The organism is Pseudomonas caspiana (genome assembly GCF_002158995.1).
Lineage (GTDB): Bacteria > Pseudomonadota > Gammaproteobacteria > Pseudomonadales > Pseudomonadaceae > Aquipseudomonas > Aquipseudomonas caspiana.
In genome coordinates, this window is record NZ_LOHF01000022.1 from 1 (window position 1) to 18626 (window position 18626).

The window sequence follows — 18626 nt, forward strand, 5'->3', positions numbered from 1 at the left end:
GCTGCCAAGTGATGGGGCAAGAGCGTTTTGCTTACTTTTGCGCTCTATCAAAAGTGAGGCGCCGTAAGGGCGCAACCAATATTAGCCGTTACCCCAATATCGGATATGTACACAAAACCGCTGTCAGTCACCACCCGCACAAACAGGCGAAACCGGCGCAGCGCCGGTTTTCGCCCACTCGACCGGCGTATAGGTGTGCAACGCCAAGGCATGAAACTCGCCCATCAAGCCGCCCAGAATGCCGTAGACCTTCTGGTGCCGCTTGACGGCGTTAAGCCCTTCGAATTGCTCACTGACAATGACAGCCTTGTAGTGAGTCTGCTCGCCACGGCTATGCATGTGGCTCTCATCGAGTACTTGCAAATGCAATGGTTGAAACACAGCCAGCGCTGACTCGATTCGCGTTTGCATAGTCATGACGGGCTTCGCTTATCAGGGCTTTTTGGCAGGAGCAGGAGCGGCTTTCTTGGCCGGTTCCAGTTCAGTGGTCATGTCAGCCAGCAACTTGTTGACCACCGGGACAGCGCTTTCCAGCTTGCCCTGCGTCAACTGAGCGGACTGCTGAGTCAGCTCAGGCATCTTGGTCAGAACCTTTTTACCCAACGGCGACTGGTAGAACGCAACCAGATCCTTGAGCTCACTTTCAGTGAAGTTAGCAGTGTAAAGCTTGACCATGTCAGGCTTCAGCTTATTCCAGCCAATGGCCTGATCCAGTGCAGCGTTGGCTTTGGCCTGGTAAGTTTCAAGAACGGCTTTTTTCGCTTCTGGCGCTTTGGTTTCGGCGAAACGCTGAGCAAACATCTGTTGTACTTGCATGTACACCGGGGTGCCCAGCTTGTCGGCATTAGCCAGTTTCAAGAAGGTTTCAGCGCTGGCGTTGTGGCTGGCGGTATCGGCAAGAACCTGGCCGCTGGCACATACCAGAACAGCCGCAGTACAGATGGCGCGAAGACGGGTCATCGAGTTTCCTTTCTAGCAGGCGAGGCAGAACCCCAAGGCCGACCATTCTGCGCCCATGTTTGCTTATGGCTCAACCCCTGACTGCCCCAGCGGTTAAAAACGCGATTGGGGGAACCCAGATGAGATCACAGGGCCTAAACTGCTCATTCAAACTTAAGGAGTGAGTCCAGTGAGCCGCACAGAAACCGATAGCATTGGCCCGATCGACGTTCCCGATGACGCTTACTGGGGAGCTCAGACTCAACGCTCACTGATCAATTTCGCCATCGGCGACGAGCACATGCCATTGCCGGTGCTGCATGCCTTGGCCCTGATCAAGAAGGCCGCCGCCCGGGTCAACGACCGCAATGGCGACCTGCCCGCAGACATCGCCCGCCTGATCGAACAGGCGGCCAACGAAGTGCTGGCTGGCGATCTGGATTCGCAATTCCCGTTGGTGGTCTGGCAAACCGGCAGCGGTACCCAAAGCAACATGAACGTTAACGAAGTGATTGCCGGGCGTGCCAATGAACTGGCGGGTCAGGGCCGTGGCGGCAAGACGCCGGTCCACCCTAATGATCACGTCAATCGCTCACAAAGCTCCAACGATTGCTTCCCGACCGCCATGCACATTGCTGCTGCGCAAGCCGTCAAAGAGCAGCTTTTGCCCGCAATTGCCGAGTTGTCCACGGGTCTGGCCGAGCAGTCGGCGCGCCACATGAAGCTGGTGAAAACCGGGCGCACGCACATGATGGACGCGACACCGATCACCTTCGGTCAGGAGCTGTCTGCCTATGTTGCGCAGCTGGATTACGCCGAGAAAGCGATTCGCGCCACCCTCCCGGCGGTTTACGAACTGGCTCAAGGCGGTACCGCAGTCGGCACCGGGTTGAATTCGCCCCATGGCTTTGCTGAAGCAGTAGCTGCGGAGTTGGCGGCGTTGTCCGGTCTGCCGTTTGTGACGGCCCCCAACAAGTTTGCCGCTCTGGCGGGGCATGAACCGTTGATGGCTCTGTCAGGCGCGCTGAAAACCCTGGCCGGGACCCTGATGAAAATAGCCAATGACCTGCGCCTGCTGGGCTCTGGCCCACGAGCCGGGTTTGCCGAAGTGAAGCTGCCGGCCAATGAACCCGGCAGCTCGATCATGCCCGGCAAGGTCAACCCGACGCAGTGCGAAGCGCTATCGATGCTGGCCTGTCAGGTGATGGGTAACGACGTCACTATTGGTTTTGCCGCCAGCCAGGGCCACCTGCAACTAAACGTGTTCAAACCGGTGCTCATCCACAACCTGCTGCAATCGATCCGCTTGCTGGGTGATGGCTGCAGTAACTTCAATGAGCATTGCGTGGCAGGCATGGAACCCGATGCCGAGAAAATGGCCGAGCATCTGGAACGTGGCCTGATGCTGGTAACGGCGCTTAACCCGCATATCGGTTACGACAAATCCGCACAAATCGCCAAAAAAGCCTACAGCGAAGGCCTTACCCTGCGTGAAGCGGCCCTGGCGCTGGGCTACCTCACCGACGAGGAGTTCGACGCATGGGTGCGACCGGAAAAAATGCTTGAGGCAGGCAGCAATGGTTGAGGGCAGACATGGGGCGACCCGGCTGGAGGGGGACGGGAAACGCATCCTGATGATTTTCGGTACGCCGAAAACTGCCAGCTTCGGGCATGCTCTGGGCGAGGCGTATGCTCAGGGCGCGCGAAGCGGCGGCCATGTGGTGCGCATGCTGAAACTCAGCGAACTGGATTTCGATCCGGTGCTGCATAACGGCTATCAACAAAGCCAGGTGCTGGAACACGACTTGCTGGAGGCGCAGCGGGAAATCCACTGGGCCGAGCATCTGGTGTTTGTTTATCCGGTCTGGTGGGGAGGCTTACCGAGCTTGCTCACCGGCTTTCTGGACCGGGTGCTAATGCCTGGCTTTGCCTTCAAGAACCACGGTCGCAGGAGCGCGGCCAATGAATTACTCAAAGGCCGCACGGCGGAGTTGTTAGTGACAATGGACACCCCGCCGCGCTACTTCCGCTGGGTGTACGGCGCACCGGCACATAGGCAGATGGTCCGCACCGTGCTGGCTTTTTGTGGCATCAAGACCAAACGTCTGAGCGAGTTTGCTCCCGTACAGACGTCAGGTGAGGAACAACGCCAGCAATGGCTTAAACAGGCAGAACAACTCGGCAAACGTTAAGCCTGACTCGCCAGCCTGGCTTTGCGTGCCCGCAGGCCAGCCAACACCGAAGGCCCCAAGGCAACCACTGCCGACCCCATCACCACCAACACCGCCCCTCCATAGCCCAGCGCGTTGATCTCTTCAGTCTTGACGTAGTCAGGCCATAGCCAGGCTGCAATGGCCACTGACGCAAAGGTCACCAGCGGCGTCAGCGCCAGTGTCGCGCTTACTCTAGAAGCTTCCCAATGCGCCAGCGCCTCAGCAAACGCGCCATAGGCAACCAGCGTATTCAGGCAACACGCCAGCAACAGCCAGCCCTGCACGGGGCTCAGTTGCAATGCTTCCATCGGGTGCGCCCAAGGTGTGATCACCAAAGCACAAAACAGGTAGATCACCATCATTACCTGGAACGAGTTCCACACGGTCAGCAGTTGCTTCTGACTCAGGCCGTAGAAGGTCCATACCGTCGCAGCCAGAAAAGCAATCAGCACACCTGTCGTGTACTCGCTCATGGACGTCAGCAGTTCTTCGAGCCGCTGATTGAAGAACAGTGTGAAACCGACGATCAGAACCGCCAGGCCCAGTCCTTGAGCGAAGGTGAAACGCTCTTTGAACAGGAACACACTGCCAATCAGTAGCAGAATAGGACCGACTTGAATAATCAGTTGCGCGGTACCGGGGCTGAGAATCTGCAACCCGAGCAAGTACAGAATGTAATTACCAACCAGGCCAAAGACTGCCAGCGCCACCAGTATCTTGCCGCGCACACCCAGCACCTTGAAGCTGGGCAGTTGGCGTTTGGCCGCAAGCCAGATGAACAACAACATCCCCGATACCAACAGCCGAAACCAGGTCACTGTAACCGGGTCCATCACCTGCAAGACTTGCTTGAGCTTGACCGGCAAAATGCCCCACAAGAACGCCGTGAGCAGCGCCAGACAAAGGCCATACACCCAGCGGCCAGAAGAAATATGCATGAAAAGAAGTCCCTGACCTATAAAGCAGGAAGACAGTCTAGGCCTTATCAGCCTGGCCACACAGTTACAGTTAGGCTGTTAGAGTGCCCACAAGTGTTTTAGTCCGCCGTACCTGCGCGCGGTTCAACGTGATTGCGCTGGTAGGTGTCGTCACCCATGGCTGCAATCTGCTTATCGATCAGCGCTTCGAACGGCGCGAGCAATGAGGCGAATGAACGCGGGGCTTCAATAAGCTGCAAAGCGTGGGTAATCGCTTCCAGAGTGGATAAGGCGTCAGGCCCCGGCGCCTTGCGCAAGCGGTAGCGCGATTCAGGAGCCGTGCCTAGCGTCACTCGAGGCAATGCCGCCAGCTCAGGATTCACATGTAACAGCTTGCGCGCCTTGCGCCAGGTGCCGTCTGGCACCACCAATAGTCTCGGCAAGCTGTCCACCGGTTCCGCCACCAGACTCTGCGCCCCCTCCCCCGGAAACAAAAGGCACGGTCGATAACCCGGCGGATTGAGCAACGTGTGCAAATCCTCGAAAACCTCACCCACTACCAGCTGCGAATTGTTCAAGCCCAGCGCAGCCAGTTTCGCGGTATTTAGCGCATGGTTCACCTCACTGGGATGCTGCAGAATCAACACCCGCGTGCGGCTGTCCAGGTGCGGGATCAATGAACACAGGCAATGGCTTTCGGGACGCAGGCAGCGTTCACAGCGAAGGCGAGACATCAGCGTTCCTCAGATGGGGTTCAGTTGCGCTTTGAGCAGGTCACGGAAAGTCTGAATCAATGGCTCACGACTACGCCCGCGGCGCAAAATCATCGAAAAAGGTGCCTGATAGCCGAACGTCGCAGGCAGCAGCACTCGCAGATGACCTGAATCCACCCAGGATTGCGCGTAGTGCTCCGGCAAATAACCGATGTAGGCGCCCGAGAGCACCAGAATCAGTTGCGCCTCCATACTTTCCACGGTTGCTGCACTGTGCTTGAAGCCATGCCGGGCCAGCTCTGCCTGGCTCCAGTAGCCGCGCCCGACCATGCGTTGCTGAGCGATGACTGGCTCGGGAATCCGCCGTTCGGTAAACAGAGGATGACGATTACTGCAATACAGCCAGTGCTGCTCGCGATACAACGGCTGATAAAGCAGACCGTTCATGCGCGTGGAGAACGAGCCAATGGCCAGATCCAGACGGTTATCCAACACACCCAATTGCAACTCGTAAGGGCTCATCACCGACAGGTGTAAATGCACTGCCGGATGCTCTGCGCTGTAAGCACCAATCACTTCGGCAAACGGCAAGGCCCTGTCACTGACGGTGGAGTCCAGCACCCCGAGGTTAAGCGTGCCGCGCAGCTCGCCCTTGAGCGCTGCTGCATAGAGTTCGAACCCCTCCAGCTCTCCGAGCAAGCGTAGGGTTTCTTGATGGAACAGCTCGCCTTTGCTGGTCAGGCTGAAGCCACCCCGGCCTCGATGACACAGGACGATGCCCAGCGCCGCTTCGAGTTGGCTCATGTAAGTGCTGATCGCCGAGGTCGACAGGTTCAACTCCTGCTGCGCGCTCGCAAAGCCTTGATGGCGCACCACGCTGGCGAAAATCCGCAGGAGTTTAAGGTCGGGTAAAGCGCTGAGCATGGAATAGGTCCGCAATGCGATGATTTGGAATAACACCGGACCGGTGGGAGCTGGGCTTGCCCGCGATTCAGGCGCTGCGTTTTCAAGTGAACTGCGCCAGCCTTATCGCGGGCAAGCCCAGCTCCCACATACACCGAAAGATGCGCAAGCTTAGCCCAAAACCCCTTTAGTTCTGAAATTCCTGAACTAAGTATTTCGCCTCAGCGATTGTTCCCCGCGTTCACGCTTCGCAAAATCGACCTCATTGAAACCAACGCTGAGGCACACTCGTGGACAAGATTTTTCACCAGCCACTGGGCGGCAACGAAATGCCGCGCTTCGCCGGTATCGCTACCATGATGCGCTTGCCGCATTTGCAAACCGCCGCAGGTCTGGACGCCGCCTTTGTCGGGGTTCCTCTGGATATCGGCACCTCATTGCGCGCTGGCACTCGTTTCGGTCCTCGCGAGATTCGCGCCGAATCGGTGATGATTCGTCCCTACAACATGGCCACTGGTGCTGCGCCGTTTGATTCGCTGTCAGTCGCGGACATTGGCGACGTTGCCATCAACACCTTTAACCTGCTGGACGCCGTACGGATCATCGAAGAAGCCTACGACGAGATTCTCAGCCATGACGTGATCCCTCTGACGCTGGGCGGCGACCACACCATCACCCTGCCGATCCTGCGTGCCATCCATAAAAAGCACGGCAAGGTTGGACTCGTGCATATCGACGCCCATGCCGACGTCAATGACCATATGTTTGGCGAAAAAATTGCTCACGGCACCACGTTCCGCCGCGCTGTAGAAGAAGGCCTGCTGGACTGCGATCGCGTGGTGCAGATTGGCCTGCGCGCTCAGGGTTACACTGCCGAAGACTTCAACTGGAGCCGCAAGCAGGGCTTCCGCGTGGTTCAGGCCGAAGAATGCTGGCACAAGTCGCTCGCGCCTTTGATGGCTGAAGTCCGGGAGAAAGTCGGCGACGGTCCTGTTTACCTGAGTTTCGACATTGATGGCATCGACCCCGCTTGGGCTCCTGGTACCGGCACGCCGGAAATCGGCGGGCTGACCACTATTCAAGCCATCGAGATCATTCGTGGTTGTCAGGGGCTGGATCTGATCGGCTGCGATCTGGTCGAAGTTTCGCCCCCGTATGACACCACAGGTAACACTTCTCTATTAGGTGCCAATCTGCTCTACGAAATGCTCTGCGTATTGCCTGGCGTGGCTCATCGCTAAGCGACACCTGCTGTACCGAAAAGGATGCCTTCAGGCATCCTTTTTTATTTGCCTGCTGACACGACAGATGACCGAGATGTTGAAAGTTATGAGCTAGCCTTAAGCATTGCAGGAGCATGGAAGCACTTGGGCCAACAGAGTGTAAACCTCGTAGCGCTTAATGATGCCAGTGCATAACCACACGGAAACACCCTCTGTTTTATGGAAGTTAGGGCTGATCCTCCAACGACAAAAAACAGGAGGTTTTCATGGATCGTGAAGAAATACGGCAACACGTTGTGGATGCGCTCGGGGTCATTCTTGTGGACAAAACAGTCATCGAGGACAATCAGACCATTGATAGCCTGGTTCTTGATGAGGACGATATAGACGAGCTTTCCAAAATGCTCCAGAAGTCTGGAATCAACTTCAAGAAACGCGCGAGAGAAGAGGCGCTGAAGCACTCGGAGAGTACGACCCTAATGGCGTTGATTGATCACATTTTCCTTAGCCAACACTAATAACCCACGCCAGTACCCGGCAGCGTTATTGATGTAAAAAACAGGTTCGCAGGCGCTCAGACCTAAGCATTGCAACGGGACGCGGACGCGTCCCGGGAGGGAGATGCAGCGTTAATTACCGACGCTGGGGCTGGCGGCGCCGCTTGTCGTCAGTGCGAACAGGTACGGGTTGCAATTTAGGGCGTTCGATCAGACCTAAAGCGACCCCGAGATCATGAAGCCAATCTTGCAATTTAGTGTTCATAAAGCCCCCCTTCAGGGAAATACTCGACGACTGATTTTCAAGCCGCTTGTTACAGATAGTAGTGCCAACTGACACTTTACGCCTGCTCACGCAGTCTTGCGGAAAAACATCTTTCACGATGTGTTCAATGTGACATTTCTTGCGTAGGTCTCGCGTGTTTATGCGACAGACGGTGAGACAAGAGTCTGGATCATGCCCAGCTCGAGGATTCGGATCGGCTTTGACCGCATTGCCGACCACCCCGCTGCCAAAAACAAACGCTTACCCTGCAGGAACTGCCGAAGGCTGCAATGGCGGTATGTCAGAAGTAACGCTCCGCAGCCCCCGGCAGCCCCTACAGATACGCATTTGGATTCACAGAAGCGTATTTTCTGACCAGGAGCCGCGCAAAACCCCGCACGTCACTCCGGTAACTGCACCAGCCCTTCATCATCGGTCATGGCTTTTTCCAGCAAATCGGCGGGCAGATTCTTGCTAGCCCGGGCGCCAAGCAGCTTGAGCTGTTCACTACGGCTGACCAGATTGCCTCGCCCATCCGTCAGCTTGTTACGGGCCGCGCTGTAGGCCTTGTCCAGTTGCTGCAAACGACTGCCGACTTCATCCAGGTCCTGAATGAACAACACGAACTTGTCGTACAGCCAACCCGCACGCTCGGCAATTTCCCGGGCGTTCTGACTCTGGCGCTCTTGCTTCCACAGGCTGTCGATGACCCGCAAGGTAGCGAGCAAGGTCGTCGGACTGACGATCACGATGTTGCGATCGAATGCTTCCTGAAACAGGTTCGGTTCAGCCTGCAGGGCAGCAGAAAATGCTGCTTCTATCGGTACAAACAATAAGACGAAATCGAGACTGTGCAGCCCCTCCAGACGTTTATAGTCTTTGCCGGACAAGCCTTTGACGTGATTGCGTAGCGAGAGCACATGCTGCTTCAGTGCGGTCTGACCGATCACATCGTCGTCAGCACTGATGTACTGCTGATAGGCCGTGAGACTGACCTTGGCATCCACCACCACTTGCTTGTCACCGGGCAGCATGATCAGGACATCAGGTTGAAAACGCTCACCGTCCGGGCCTTTCAAACTGACTTGAGTCTGGTATTCGCGGCCTTTTTCCAGCCCGGCATGCTCCAGCACACGCTCAAGAATCAGTTCGCCCCAGTTACCCTGGGTTTTCTGCCCTTTGAGGGCACGCGTCAGGTTGGTCGCTTCATCGCTAAGGCGCAGGTTGAGCTGCTGTAGACGCTCCAGCTCCTTGCCCAGGGAAAAACGCTCCCGGGCCTCAGCCTGATAGCTTTCCTCCACACGCTTTTCGAACGACTGAATGCGCTCTTTAAGCGGGTCGAGTAACTGGCCGAGTTGCTGCTGACTCGTCTCGGCAAAACGCTGCTCGCGCTCGTCGAAAATCTTGCTGGCCATTTCCGCAAACTGAGCCCGCAGCTCGTCTCGAGAGCTTTGCAGATCGTTCAGGCGTTGCTGATGGTTTTCTTGCTGCTCACGCAACTCGGCACTGAGGGCGGCGCATTGCACATCAAGACGACGCAGCTCGGCTTCTTTATTAGCGCGCTCGTGATTCCAGTCCTGAGCGGCAGCCTGGGCGTTGTCACGCTCATGACGCAGCAGTTCGACTTCACGCCGGGTCGCGGCCAGATCGGCTTGCTTGATCGAGTTTGCCTGGCTTAAGTCGCTGATTTCATCGCGGCTGGCGTCCAGTTGAGCATTCAACCCGTCCTGGGCCATCTGGGCAGTGCTCAGTCGTTCGTCAAGCAGTGCGGTCTCAGCTTGCTGCAGGCTGAGTTTGCGCTGCAGTTGCCAGGCCAACGCCAAGAGCGGCAATGCTGCTGCGCCAAGCCCGAAGAGCAGGCTGTTCAAATCCAATGCCATAGAGACTCCCGATACCGAATTCGTGCTTGCGGCATTATGCGCGATGCGAGGCAGGCGTCGGCACTGGATTAGCGGTGCGCTTAGCGACGGTCAAGTTGCCGGAGTAAATGCCTGGCATCCTGCGAGCCTTTTGCCGAAGCCAGCTCCAGCCAATGACGCGCCTGTTGCGGTTCATTGATGGGAGCCTGAGCACACAGCCGACCGTACTCGAATTGAGCATTACAATCCCCTGCCCGAGCAGCCTGCCGCAGCAACTCGTGGCCGATACGGCGATCACGGGTATTGCCGCAGTCCCGGCAAAGCATTTGCCCGAGTCGGCTTTGCGCAACCACCACACCACTGCGTGCAGGTTGCTTGAGCAACCGGCCGGCAAAATGTTTGACGCTGGGCTTTTGATTCAGGCGCGGGTTATCCAGCAACCACAAGGCAACACGCAAAGAAAAACGTGCAGGTTCACGGGAAGCAACAGATGGTTCGGGTGACAGATCAGGGCGAGACTTCATACACACAACGGGGGCAAATCAGGAGGCGCGCAACTCTACACTTTTTCTGGCTCAGGTAAAGGGCCAAGTCGTGAAAGGCGCTTAGTAGAGCAAGCGCTAGGGACAATCCACAGAAGCTGTGGATAACTCAGTGGACAACCCGCCTTCACACCCCGCAAACGTAGGCAGAATGGGGCCTGCGCTTAAACTGACGATTTTTTCACCAGCAAAAAAAATTGATGTTTTTCATTGACTTAATAATTCACCACTGTAAATCAAGCCCTTAGGCGCGCATATGACAGTGATGTGGCAGCAAGTTGCGCCAATGTGCACAAGTCGGTTCCAAACCGCGATTGGCTCACAAAAATATCGCTACAAGCCGCTTGCAAGTGCTAGCTGATCTCAATTGAAACCGGCTTTTGAGGACATATGGCGACGAACGGAGGCTCCCTTCTGCACATTTTTTCACCATCCCCCTTTTAATGCCCAGGCAACTCCGTTACCATCGTCGCCGTTAGTACCAAGCTGAAAGTCAATTTTTGGTCGAAAAAGTCCCCCGGCAAACGGTTCTCATGACGTGAGAACGTTGCTGACAACAAGGGATCGACCACCTCGATGGTTTCCAGACATGGCCTGCATGCCGACTACCCGCAGACGGGAGTGGCAATGCAATCATCCATGGCCTGACCGAACCAGCCTGCAATTGATCAGGATCTGCACCCAGAGCGTCGAACCTTTGCTCTTGTTGTGTTGCCTGCCCTCCTAAGTACCTACCGGTCAGCCCGAACGCCATACGATAAAGTGCGTTTCAACTGGCTGCTTTTGTTCCAGACAGGTTCTTCGCCCAGCCGCATCCTCAGATCAGGATCGCCCGCGTTTACTGGAACGTTTTATTTTTGCACGGCAATGTTCCGTGTCGTTTTAGGAAACACCTTAATCATGACTACTCATAATCAGACCCAACACGCTATCCATACACTGACCAACGCTTTTGCACCAATGAACTGCCTGATCATGGCCGCTCGTAAAGGCTGCTTCAGCTTCACCCTCGTCAACGAACACGGCATTGCTCGCCACACCGAGCGCCTGTACCCCGATCAGTACTCCAGCGCAGAACCGCTGCAGGCAGTGATCGAGCGTACCCGTCAGGCCCTGATTGCCTGATACGCCGCTCGTTTTCGCAGGAATAAATGGCCCCGACTGGATAAGTCGGGGCTTTTTTTTGCCTCGATTTTACAACGTCTCTTCTATTGCCAAGGGCTATATGGAAAGCGACGACTGGCAGGAATTAACTTAAAAACAGTCCGTTACAGGCGAAATATGACACTACACTTCAACTTGAGCGGCCCAGGTCGCTTCCGCCGGGTCCGATCCTGATCAGTCGCTGCCATACGTACGGACCCGCCGGTCACTTCTTCCCGAGGATGTTATGGGAATCGATGCCAGAGACTTATCCCGCCACGTAATCCGGCCCACTTTGCTTTATCTGGACCGGCATAGCCCTCGCGCAGAGTCGTTCCTGCTCGCCGTTGCTGCCAGCCAATCCGACTTGGGTGCCGCGCTGGACAGCCGCCGCGGACATGGTCTTTACAGCATTTCCGAATGCCGCCACCGACATTTATGGGACAACTATCTCGCCTTGGATCCCGAACTGGCCAGTCTGGTTCGAGGCCTGGCCAGCCAACATGCGTTTCTGACCGGACCGCATCTGGAGTTAACCGTCAATCTGCGCTACTCGACTGCTATTGCCTGGTTGATGGTCGAAGCTGGCGGTTTGGGCCTGCCCGACGACGAAGATCCCCGTGTAATGGCCAAAATATGGCGCGAAATATTTCAGCCACAAGGCCGGTTACGCGATTTTTTAAGCGCCTGGCAGACCTGCGTCACGCCACTTTCGCACCCGGCATGAATGGCCTTTGCCCAAATCAAGATAAAAACAAATGCCTGCATTTTTATCGGATTGTCCTACAAAAACAGCTCTAGATCAGGCCATTAGGACTATGGCGCATTCTGAAAAATGTTGGTAATTTCCGCGCGGTGATCAACATGGAGTTCTAATAATGAAAAAAGTAATGCTCAAGACCACAATTGGCCTCACCGTCAGTCTCGCTGCCTCCCAACTGTTCGCCGCCGGCTTTGCCATCAATGAACAAAGCATCAGTGGGATGGGTACCGGTTTCGCGGGCCGCTCCTCATCTGCCGACGATGCAAGTACCGTATTCGGCAACCCTGCCGGTATGTCCCGTCTCAAGCGCGAACAAGTCAGCGTTGGCGCAGCAGCAATCATCGCCAAGACCGATATTGATGACGCCAGCAGCACATTCGGCGGCAGCAATGATGGCGATATGGTACCGGTCGTCGGAGTTCCGATGGGGTATTACGTCAAGCCGATTGATGATCACTGGGCATTCGGTGTGGGGGTTTACGTTCCGTTTGGCTTGGTCACTGATTACGAAAGTGGTTTCGCCGGGCGCTATTTTGCAGACAAGAGCCACGTTCAGGTTGTCACCTTCCAGCCCACCATCAGCTACGCATTCAACGACAAGGTGTCCATTGGTTTTGGCCCGACCATCAACCGTATTGATGGCGAGCTGACCTCCTCAGCTCTTAACCCGGTAACCGGGCCGATCAACGACGGCAAGGTCAAGGTCAAGGGTGATGACACCGCGCTGGGTTTCAACGTGGGCATTCTGGTTCAGGCCACCGACAGCACACGCGTGGGCGCAACCTACCACTCCAAGGTTAAATACAAGCTCGACGGCGATACCAAAATCTCTGGCCCCAACTTCGGTCCGTTCAACGGCCAGAAGTACGACGCGTCGCTGGATCTGACCACGCCTGAATCCGTCGACTTCTCGGTTACCCATGAGCTGGACGCCAACTGGACACTTTATGCGGGCAGTACCTGGACACGCTGGAGTCGTCTGGAAAGCATCGACGTCAAAAACAGCGGCGTACCTGGCCCGCTGACCCCAACCATCGGCACCATCTCCGAGCCTCAGAACTGGCATGACACCTGGGCTCACGCCATTGGTGCCTCCTACAAGGTCAACAAGGAATGGACCTTGCGCACCGGTTTCTCGGTGGATCAATCGCCAACCAACAATGAAAACCGCTCGCCGCGCATTCCTACCGGTGACCGCAAAGCGATCAGCTTCGGCGCTGGCTGGAGCCCGAACGACAACTTGACCATCGATGTTGCGTACTCGTATCTGCGCGAAGATGAAGCGAAGATCCGTGATTCCAGCGCTACGAAAGGCACTTACAACGCGGACTTCCGCAACACCGCTCACGGTCTGGGCAGCTCGATCACCTACCGCTTCTGATGCATCGATCGCAACGGGCTGACCCAGCCGTTTGCGAGTCAACAAAAAGCCCCGCAATCAGCAATGGTTGCGGGGCTTTTTCGTTATTACTGATTCAAGGCCTGGAAGCGATAGCCTTCTCAACGGCAGCAATCAGCTCCGGATCATCCGGTGTGGTCATGCTGGAGAAGCTGGCGACTACATTGCCTTTGCGATCCACCACGTACTTGTAGAAATTCCAGCGCGGCGCGTTGCTCTGCTCGGCCAGCACTTTGAACAAGTGGGTAGCGTCGTCGCCTCTGACGGGTTGTGGCTCAGTCATGGTGAAGGTCACGCCATAATTGACGTAGCAGACCTTGGCGGTTTCTTCGCCATCCTTGGACTCTTGCTTGAAGTCATTGGACGGCACACCGAGCACTTCAAGGCCCTGCCCTTTGAAGCGCTGATTCAATGCTTCGAGGCTTTTGAACTGGGGGGCGAAACCACAAAAGCTGGCGGTGTTGACCACCAGCATTGGCTTGCCGGCGAAGCGCTCGCACAGGTTGATGTTTTCCTTGGCGCGCAGCTTGGGCAACTCACCTTGCAACAGGGCCGGGCAATCAGCAGCCATGGCAGTGCCACCTAAAACGAACATGAGAACCGGCAGAGCTATCCAGCGAATGTGCATAAGGCATCCCGAGCGCCTGTGCGGCGCAGTCATTGTTGTCTATGGGACAAACTAACCCGCGCCCGGCCAAATGCCTAGAGGCAAGCGCCCATGCCCAACTGCAAGGCGGCCAGCCCGACGTTTTGCCAGGCCCACCAGATCAGTGCCAGCGTCAGTGCCCCAGTCAGGCCTGCGCCCCAGAGCCATAACCTGCTCATGCCGCGTGCGCCTGCAATCGGGCAACCGGGCGTTCACGCACGGGCCAGTTCAGCGCAGCCGCCAACAGACTCAGCAGTATCGACACTTGCCAGATCAAATCGTAATTTCCGGTCCGGTCATACACCACGCCTCCCAGCCATCCGCCGAGGAAGGCGCCCAATTGATGGAACAGGAACACGATACCACCGAGCATCGACAGGTTACGCACGCCAAACAGGGTGGCGACGGTGCCGTTGGTCAGTGGAACAGTAGACAGCCACAGCAAGCCCATGGCCACGCCGAACAGATAGGCAGAGGTTTCAGTGAGCGGGAGCGAGATGAACAACACGATCACAACAGCGCGCAGCAGATAGAGAGCCGTCAATAGACGCGGCTTCGACATACGCCCGCCCAGCCAGCCTGCGGTGTACGTCCCGAAGATATTGAACAGGCCGATCAGCGCCAGCACGGTGGTGCCGATCCTGGCCGGTAAATGCTGGTCCACCAGATACGCAGGCAAATGCACACCAATGAACACCACCTGAAAGCCGCAGACGAAAAAACCCAGGGCCAGCAGCCAGAAACCGGAATGCGAACAGGCTTCCTTCAAGGCTTCACTCAGGGTTTGCTCGCCGCCAACCAATGGTGCCGGACTGTCCCGGAGCATCATCACCAACGGCAGAATCAACGCGACCAGCACACCCAGTACCAGCAAAGCACTGGACCAACCCAGCCAACCAATCAACCCCAGCGTACCGGGCAGCATGGCGAATTGACCAAATGAACCGGCCGCACTGGCTATCCCCATGCCCATGCTGCGCTTTTCAGCGGGCAGTGCACGGCCGACGACACCGAGGATCACCGAGAACGACGTGCCGGACAGACCAATGCCGATTAACAGGCCAGCGCTTAATGACAGACTCAGCGGCGTATCGGCCATGCTCATCAGCATCAGGCCCAAGGCATAAAGGATGCCGCCGATGAACACCACCTTCGCAGCACCAAAGCGGTCGGCCAAGGCTCCGGCAAATGGCTGAGCCAGGCCCCACATCAGGTTCTGGAAGGCGATAGCAAACGCAAAGACCTCGCGCCCCCAGCCAAAATCGGCACTCATCGGTGCGAGAAACAACCCGAAGCCATGCCGAATACCCAGCGACAGCGCCAGAATCAACGCACTGCCTAGCAGGATCCAGCCACTGGTACGCCAGACGGATGTCATTGTTATTCTCCCGCTCACGCGCTCAAGAAAAATTACGTGGATATACCCGTAACAGAATGTGTAGAAGCTACGCGGTGGGGGATGGGAGTGTCAATCTGATCGGATTGGCAATACGGTACTTGTAGGAGCTGACGAAGGCTGCGATAGCGGTGTGTCAAGGAAGATGTTTGGCAGCCTTCGGCAGCGCCTACAATGACCTTGGTAAATCAGGCCAATACCATCGCCAATAGCACCGCGACTTCCAGCAACTCCAGCAATGCACCCGCCGTATCACCAGTGGTGCCGCCCAGGCGCTTGAGCATCAAATGGCGCAGCCACAAGAAACAGGCAACCGCAGCAGCGAGAGCGTACAAACCGGACACACCGGCAATCACTACGCAAGCCACCGCACAAACGATCAACACTTGCTTGCCCGCCGAGCGCGGCAAGTGGTCAGCCAGCGCCTGCCCCAACCCGCCAGCGCGGACGTATGGCGTGTACAGGAACAGACCAAGCATGGCGCTACGACCCAGCACTGGCGCCAACAGCAACGCGATGGAGTTCTGACTTTCAATCAGCGCCAGCAACGCAGTGAATTTAAGCAAAAGCACCAGAATCAGTGTGACCACCGCAATCGGTCCGCTGCGGGGATCTTTCATGATGGTCAAGGTGCGTTCGCGGTCGCCAAAACCGCCGAGCCAGGCGTCGGCGCTGTCGGCAAGGCCGTCCAGGTGAAGTCCGCCGCTGAGCAACACCCAAGCGGTGAGGAGCAATGCAGCATGAAGCATGACGGGCGCGCCGCTGAACAGCGCATTCAAGCCCAACAACACAACACCAAACAGAACGCCCACCAGCGGATAAAACAGCAATGACCTTCCTAGCTCCTGCGGCTTGGGCATGCCGGGCAGGCTGATGGGGAAACTGCTGAGAAATTGCAGGGCAATCCAGAACGGCAACATGTCAGGCCTTGCTCCTAAAACGCTGAATTGAAATGATTTTTTGTAGGAGCTCACGAGCACCTACAGGTCTGGTCGGGGCTCCGTCAGTAGCCCGCCATCAGCCACATTTATCGCCAACAGCGCGCCATGCCCAACCGTGACTTGCAGCAATTGCTCACGAGGCAAGCCACGGGCCTTTGCCAGCAGCAGGCGCATGACGCCGCCATGGCTGATCAACAAAACACGTTCGCCCGCATAGGCTTGATGCAATTGTTCGACAGCAGCCAACACCCGCGCCGAAAACTCAATGACAGGCTCTCCATTGGGAGGCGTGAAGCCGTAAGGGTCATTCCAGAACAGGCCCAGACCTTCAGCATCGGTTTCCATCAACTGCGCGGCGCTGCGCCCTTCCCAATCGCCGAAATGCAATTCCTGCAAGCCCGGCTCCAGGCTCAACGGCAATGCCAGGCGCTCGGCCAGTTCTTCAGCAAACCGGGCGCAACGTTGTAGCGGCGAACTGACGATCCGGTCCCATGGGCCGGCTTGCGCTACCGCTGTACGCATCTGCGCCCAGCCGTTTTCGGTCAAGGCGTCGTCCAGGCTGCCACGCATGCCGCCGCCCAGTTCGGTCTCACCGTGACGCAACATTTCAAGATGCAGGATCATGCGGGACGGTCTGCCACCGCGGCTTCAGCGAAAGTCGCCATACCGTTGTGCAGTTGGCAGGCCAGACGCACCAGCGGCACCGCCAATGCTGCGCCGCTGCCCTCACCGAGACGCAAGCCCAGATCCAGCAGAGGCTCGGCCTGCAAGGTCTCCAGCAGATGACGATGGCCCGGCTCAGCGCCGCGATGACCGAACAATAGCCAGTCACGGCACGAAGGGTTGAGGCGCACGGCGACCAGTGCCGCGACGCTGCAAATGAAACCGTCGACCAAGACTGCAATACCTTCTTGAGCGCAGGCCAGATACGCACCGACCAGCGCCGCAATTTCAAAGCCGCCCAGGCAGAACAGACTTTGCAGGGGATCGCCAGCCTGCTCGGCGTGCAGCTTCAACGCGCGCTCGATAACGTCTGTCTTGTGGCTGATGCCCGCCGCATTCAAACCGGTACCCGGCCCAACCAGCAACTGCGCCGCGCACTCAAGCAGCGAACAGGCCACGGCACTGGCGGCAGCGGTGTTGCCGATGCCCATCTCGCCACCGATAAACAGTTCAGTGCCAACCGCTTTGGCCCGCAGTACGCTGTCGCGCCCGGCCTGCAATGCCAGCAGGCCTTGCTCTTGAGTCATGGCCGGGGCTTTGGCGAAGTTCGCGGTACCGGCACCGATGCGCAGATGGCGTACTCCCGGCAAATCCAATGGGCTGACAGTGCCCAGGTCCACCACGTCCAGTTGCGCCGACAGCTGCTGAGCCAAAACGCTGATAGCCGCCCCGCCGGTCACGAAGTTGTGCAACATCTGCCCGGTCACTTCCTGCGGGTAAGCTGAAACGCCTTCCGCTACGACACCGTGGTCGCCCGCAAAAATGGCGATCCACACCGCGTCGACTTTGGGTTTCACTCGACCTTGCAGACCGGCCAATTGCACCGCAACGCGCTCCAGTTGCCCAAGGGAACCGGTGGGTTTGGTCAATTGTTGCTGCCGCGCCAGGGCTTCTTCCCTGACCGGAACGTTGATCGCCTGCGCGGGTTCAAGCCACCACGAGTTACTCATAATGCAGATCCTTTCAATGTCAGAGGCAAACCGGCGACGGTCAGCACCACACGCTGGCAACGCTCGGCCAGCGCCTGGTGCAACAGGCCCGCCTCATCGACATAACGACGGGTCAGCTCACCGAGAGGCACCACGCCCAGCCCGGTTTCGTTGCTGACAAAAATGATTTCGCCCGGCAGTTGCGCCACGCAGTCGAGCAGCGCCTGGCGCTCTTGCACCAGACGCTCAGTGTTTTCAAGCATCAGCAAATTGGTCAGCCACAGGGTCAGGCAGTCCACCAGCAAGCAGCGTTCGACGCTGGCGTTGTCCCGCAGAATCCGCGCCAGCTCGATAGGTTCTTCGATCAGTCCCCAGGTGTCAGGCCGACGCTCGCGGTGCAGGGCGACACGTTGATTCAGTTCGCCATCTACTGGCTGGCTGGTGGCGATGTAAATCACTTCCAGCCCTGAGCCAGCGGCAAGGCTTTCAGCCAGCTTGCTCTTGCCGGAGCGTGCGCCACCGAGGATTAGTTGCTGCATGTGAGCGCCTTTCCATCAAATTGAAATACGTTCCCCTGTAGGCGCTCACGAGCAGCGCGAGGCAGCGATGGCAGTT

Annotated in this window: 22 protein-coding genes; 7 read left to right on the forward strand and 15 right to left on the reverse strand. The window is 57.2% G+C overall.

Annotated elements, in window-relative coordinates; genetic code table 11:
- Positions 1-123 precede the first annotated feature (123 nt).
- Both AUC60_RS21245 and AUC60_RS21250 read right to left on the reverse strand, forming a co-directional pair.
- Positions 124-417 (reverse strand): BolA family protein, encoded by a 294-nt coding sequence (locus AUC60_RS21245; protein ID WP_027902053.1) that lies wholly within the window; start codon positions 415-417, stop codon positions 124-126.
- A 15-nt stretch (positions 418-432) separates the two neighbouring features.
- Positions 433-960, reverse strand: a complete 528-nt coding sequence (locus tag AUC60_RS21250) for a DUF2059 domain-containing protein (RefSeq protein ID WP_087272298.1) — start codon at positions 958-960, stop codon at positions 433-435.
- Between the two features lie 169 nt (positions 961-1129).
- On the opposite strand from AUC60_RS21250, the gene AUC60_RS21255 reads away from it, so the two are divergent.
- Both AUC60_RS21255 and AUC60_RS21260 read left to right on the forward strand, forming a co-directional pair.
- The gene (locus AUC60_RS21255) at positions 1130-2524 is read left to right on the forward strand and encodes a class II fumarate hydratase (RefSeq protein WP_087272301.1); all 1395 of its coding nucleotides are present in this window, start codon (positions 1130-1132) and stop codon (positions 2522-2524) included.
- Positions 2517-3131 (forward strand): NAD(P)H-dependent oxidoreductase, encoded by a 615-nt coding sequence (locus tag AUC60_RS21260; protein ID WP_087272304.1) that lies wholly within the window; start codon positions 2517-2519, stop codon positions 3129-3131. The genes AUC60_RS21255 and AUC60_RS21260 overlap by 8 nt, the downstream gene beginning before the upstream one ends.
- On the opposite strand, the gene AUC60_RS21265 is transcribed toward AUC60_RS21260, so the two are convergent.
- The 3 genes from AUC60_RS21265 to AUC60_RS21275 all read right to left on the reverse strand — a co-directional run bounded on the left by AUC60_RS21265 (position 3128) and on the right by AUC60_RS21275 (position 5706).
- Complete coding sequence (locus AUC60_RS21265) at positions 3128-4090, reverse strand: DMT family transporter (RefSeq protein WP_087272306.1); 963 nt, start codon at positions 4088-4090, stop codon at positions 3128-3130. The genes AUC60_RS21260 and AUC60_RS21265 overlap by 4 nt on opposite strands.
- 98 nt (positions 4091-4188) lie before the next feature.
- Positions 4189-4803 carry a tRNA-uridine aminocarboxypropyltransferase gene (locus tag AUC60_RS21270; protein ID WP_087272309.1) on the reverse strand — a complete coding sequence of 205 codons (615 nt, stop codon included), beginning with the start codon at positions 4801-4803 and terminating at the stop codon, positions 4189-4191.
- A 9-nt stretch (positions 4804-4812) separates the two neighbouring features.
- A complete protein-coding gene (locus tag AUC60_RS21275; protein WP_087272313.1) occupies positions 4813-5706 on the reverse strand; it encodes a LysR family transcriptional regulator in 894 nt (297 codons plus the stop codon).
- A gap of 269 nt (positions 5707-5975) precedes the next feature.
- Between AUC60_RS21275 and speB the strand changes: the two genes are divergently transcribed.
- Positions 5976-6926 (forward strand): agmatinase, encoded by a 951-nt coding sequence (speB, locus tag AUC60_RS21280; protein ID WP_087272316.1) that lies wholly within the window; start codon positions 5976-5978, stop codon positions 6924-6926.
- 248 nt (positions 6927-7174) lie between these two features.
- The gene (locus AUC60_RS21285) at positions 7175-7426 is read left to right on the forward strand and encodes a hypothetical protein (protein WP_087272319.1); all 252 of its coding nucleotides are present in this window, start codon (positions 7175-7177) and stop codon (positions 7424-7426) included.
- 115 nt (positions 7427-7541) lie between these two features.
- Here the strand turns inward: AUC60_RS21285 and AUC60_RS28355 are convergent, their stop codons facing one another.
- The 3 genes from AUC60_RS28355 to AUC60_RS21295 form a co-directional block, all read right to left on the reverse strand.
- Positions 7542-7670, reverse strand: coding sequence for a PA1414 family protein (locus AUC60_RS28355; protein WP_338014038.1), 129 nt, complete (start codon positions 7668-7670; stop codon positions 7542-7544).
- Positions 7671-8071: 401 nt separating this feature from the next.
- Complete coding sequence (locus AUC60_RS21290; RefSeq protein ID WP_167384387.1) at positions 8072-9436, reverse strand: DNA recombination protein RmuC; 1365 nt, start codon at positions 9434-9436, stop codon at positions 8072-8074.
- A 194-nt stretch (positions 9437-9630) separates the two neighbouring features.
- Positions 9631-10053, reverse strand: coding sequence for a tetratricopeptide repeat protein (locus AUC60_RS21295; protein WP_087272324.1), 423 nt, complete (start codon positions 10051-10053; stop codon positions 9631-9633).
- Positions 10054-10971: 918 nt separating this feature from the next.
- On the opposite strand from AUC60_RS21295, the gene AUC60_RS21300 reads away from it, so the two are divergent.
- The 3 genes from AUC60_RS21300 to AUC60_RS21310 all read left to right on the forward strand — a co-directional run bounded on the left by AUC60_RS21300 (position 10972) and on the right by AUC60_RS21310 (position 13358).
- Positions 10972-11196, forward strand: a complete 225-nt coding sequence (locus AUC60_RS21300) for a hypothetical protein (RefSeq protein WP_087272327.1) — start codon at positions 10972-10974, stop codon at positions 11194-11196.
- A 265-nt stretch (positions 11197-11461) separates the two neighbouring features.
- Positions 11462-11941, forward strand: coding sequence for a hypothetical protein (locus tag AUC60_RS21305; RefSeq protein WP_087272329.1), 480 nt, complete (start codon positions 11462-11464; stop codon positions 11939-11941).
- A gap of 151 nt (positions 11942-12092) precedes the next feature.
- Positions 12093-13358 (forward strand): OmpP1/FadL family transporter, encoded by a 1266-nt coding sequence (locus tag AUC60_RS21310; RefSeq protein WP_087272332.1) that lies wholly within the window; start codon positions 12093-12095, stop codon positions 13356-13358.
- 94 nt (positions 13359-13452) lie between these two features.
- Here AUC60_RS21310 and AUC60_RS21315 read toward each other — a convergent pair whose 3' ends face one another.
- The 7 genes from AUC60_RS21315 to cobU all read right to left on the reverse strand — a co-directional run bounded on the left by AUC60_RS21315 (position 13453) and on the right by cobU (position 18550).
- Positions 13453-14004 (reverse strand): glutathione peroxidase, encoded by a 552-nt coding sequence (locus AUC60_RS21315; RefSeq protein WP_087272335.1) that lies wholly within the window; start codon positions 14002-14004, stop codon positions 13453-13455.
- Between the two features lie 74 nt (positions 14005-14078).
- Positions 14079-14201: a hypothetical protein gene (locus tag AUC60_RS28290; protein ID WP_274521400.1), complete on the reverse strand. Its 123-nt coding sequence runs from the start codon at positions 14199-14201 to the stop codon at positions 14079-14081.
- A complete protein-coding gene (locus tag AUC60_RS21320) occupies positions 14198-15400 on the reverse strand; it encodes an MFS transporter (protein ID WP_087272338.1) in 1203 nt (400 codons plus the stop codon). The genes AUC60_RS28290 and AUC60_RS21320 overlap by 4 nt, the downstream gene beginning before the upstream one ends.
- 206 nt (positions 15401-15606) lie before the next feature.
- A complete protein-coding gene (locus tag AUC60_RS21325) occupies positions 15607-16338 on the reverse strand; it encodes an adenosylcobinamide-GDP ribazoletransferase (protein WP_087272341.1) in 732 nt (243 codons plus the stop codon).
- Positions 16339-16398: 60 nt separating this feature from the next.
- Positions 16399-16983 carry an alpha-ribazole phosphatase family protein gene (gene cobC / locus AUC60_RS21330; protein WP_087272344.1) on the reverse strand — a complete coding sequence of 195 codons (585 nt, stop codon included), beginning with the start codon at positions 16981-16983 and terminating at the stop codon, positions 16399-16401.
- Positions 16980-18032: a nicotinate-nucleotide--dimethylbenzimidazole phosphoribosyltransferase gene (gene cobT / locus AUC60_RS21335; protein ID WP_087272347.1), complete on the reverse strand. Its 1053-nt coding sequence runs from the start codon at positions 18030-18032 to the stop codon at positions 16980-16982. The genes cobC and cobT overlap by 4 nt, the downstream gene beginning before the upstream one ends.
- A complete protein-coding gene (cobU, locus tag AUC60_RS21340) occupies positions 18029-18550 on the reverse strand; it encodes a bifunctional adenosylcobinamide kinase/adenosylcobinamide-phosphate guanylyltransferase (RefSeq protein WP_087272351.1) in 522 nt (173 codons plus the stop codon). Before cobU ends, cobT begins: the two co-directional genes overlap by 4 nt.
- Positions 18551-18626: the final 76 nt, after the last annotated feature.

What these genes read in the sequence shown, in the direction of transcription:
- AUC60_RS21320 (WP_087272338.1), bottom strand. Translation starts at nt 15,400, where the DNA reads ATGACATCCGTCTGGCGTACCAGTGGCTGGATCCTGCTAGGCAGTGCG.
- AUC60_RS21270 (WP_087272309.1), bottom strand. Translation starts at nt 4,803, where the DNA reads ATGTCTCGCCTTCGCTGTGAACGCTGCCTGCGTCCCGAAAGCCATTGC.
- AUC60_RS21305 (WP_087272329.1), top strand. Translation starts at nt 11,462, where the DNA reads ATGGGAATCGATGCCAGAGACTTATCCCGCCACGTAATCCGGCCCACT.
- cobU (WP_087272351.1), bottom strand. Translation starts at nt 18,550, where the DNA reads ATGCAGCAACTAATCCTCGGTGGCGCACGCTCCGGCAAGAGCAAGCTG.
- AUC60_RS21275 (WP_087272313.1), bottom strand. Translation starts at nt 5,706, where the DNA reads ATGCTCAGCGCTTTACCCGACCTTAAACTCCTGCGGATTTTCGCCAGC.
- AUC60_RS21300 (WP_087272327.1), top strand. Translation starts at nt 10,972, where the DNA reads ATGACTACTCATAATCAGACCCAACACGCTATCCATACACTGACCAAC.
- AUC60_RS21310 (WP_087272332.1), top strand. Translation starts at nt 12,093, where the DNA reads ATGAAAAAAGTAATGCTCAAGACCACAATTGGCCTCACCGTCAGTCTC.
- AUC60_RS21325 (WP_087272341.1), bottom strand. Translation starts at nt 16,338, where the DNA reads ATGTTGCCGTTCTGGATTGCCCTGCAATTTCTCAGCAGTTTCCCCATC.
- AUC60_RS21315 (WP_087272335.1), bottom strand. Translation starts at nt 14,004, where the DNA reads ATGCACATTCGCTGGATAGCTCTGCCGGTTCTCATGTTCGTTTTAGGT.
- AUC60_RS28355 (WP_338014038.1), bottom strand. Translation starts at nt 7,670, where the DNA reads ATGAACACTAAATTGCAAGATTGGCTTCATGATCTCGGGGTCGCTTTA.
- AUC60_RS21250 (WP_087272298.1), bottom strand. Translation starts at nt 960, where the DNA reads ATGACCCGTCTTCGCGCCATCTGTACTGCGGCTGTTCTGGTATGTGCC.
- AUC60_RS28290 (WP_274521400.1), bottom strand. Translation starts at nt 14,201, where the DNA reads ATGAGCAGGTTATGGCTCTGGGGCGCAGGCCTGACTGGGGCACTGACG.
- AUC60_RS21260 (WP_087272304.1), top strand. Translation starts at nt 2,517, where the DNA reads ATGGTTGAGGGCAGACATGGGGCGACCCGGCTGGAGGGGGACGGGAAA.
- AUC60_RS21295 (WP_087272324.1), bottom strand. Translation starts at nt 10,053, where the DNA reads ATGAAGTCTCGCCCTGATCTGTCACCCGAACCATCTGTTGCTTCCCGT.
- cobC (WP_087272344.1), bottom strand. Translation starts at nt 16,983, where the DNA reads ATGATCCTGCATCTTGAAATGTTGCGTCACGGTGAGACCGAACTGGGC.
- cobT (WP_087272347.1), bottom strand. Translation starts at nt 18,032, where the DNA reads ATGAGTAACTCGTGGTGGCTTGAACCCGCGCAGGCGATCAACGTTCCG.
- AUC60_RS21285 (WP_087272319.1), top strand. Translation starts at nt 7,175, where the DNA reads ATGGATCGTGAAGAAATACGGCAACACGTTGTGGATGCGCTCGGGGTC.
- AUC60_RS21265 (WP_087272306.1), bottom strand. Translation starts at nt 4,090, where the DNA reads ATGCATATTTCTTCTGGCCGCTGGGTGTATGGCCTTTGTCTGGCGCTG.
- AUC60_RS21245 (WP_027902053.1), bottom strand. Translation starts at nt 417, where the DNA reads ATGACTATGCAAACGCGAATCGAGTCAGCGCTGGCTGTGTTTCAACCA.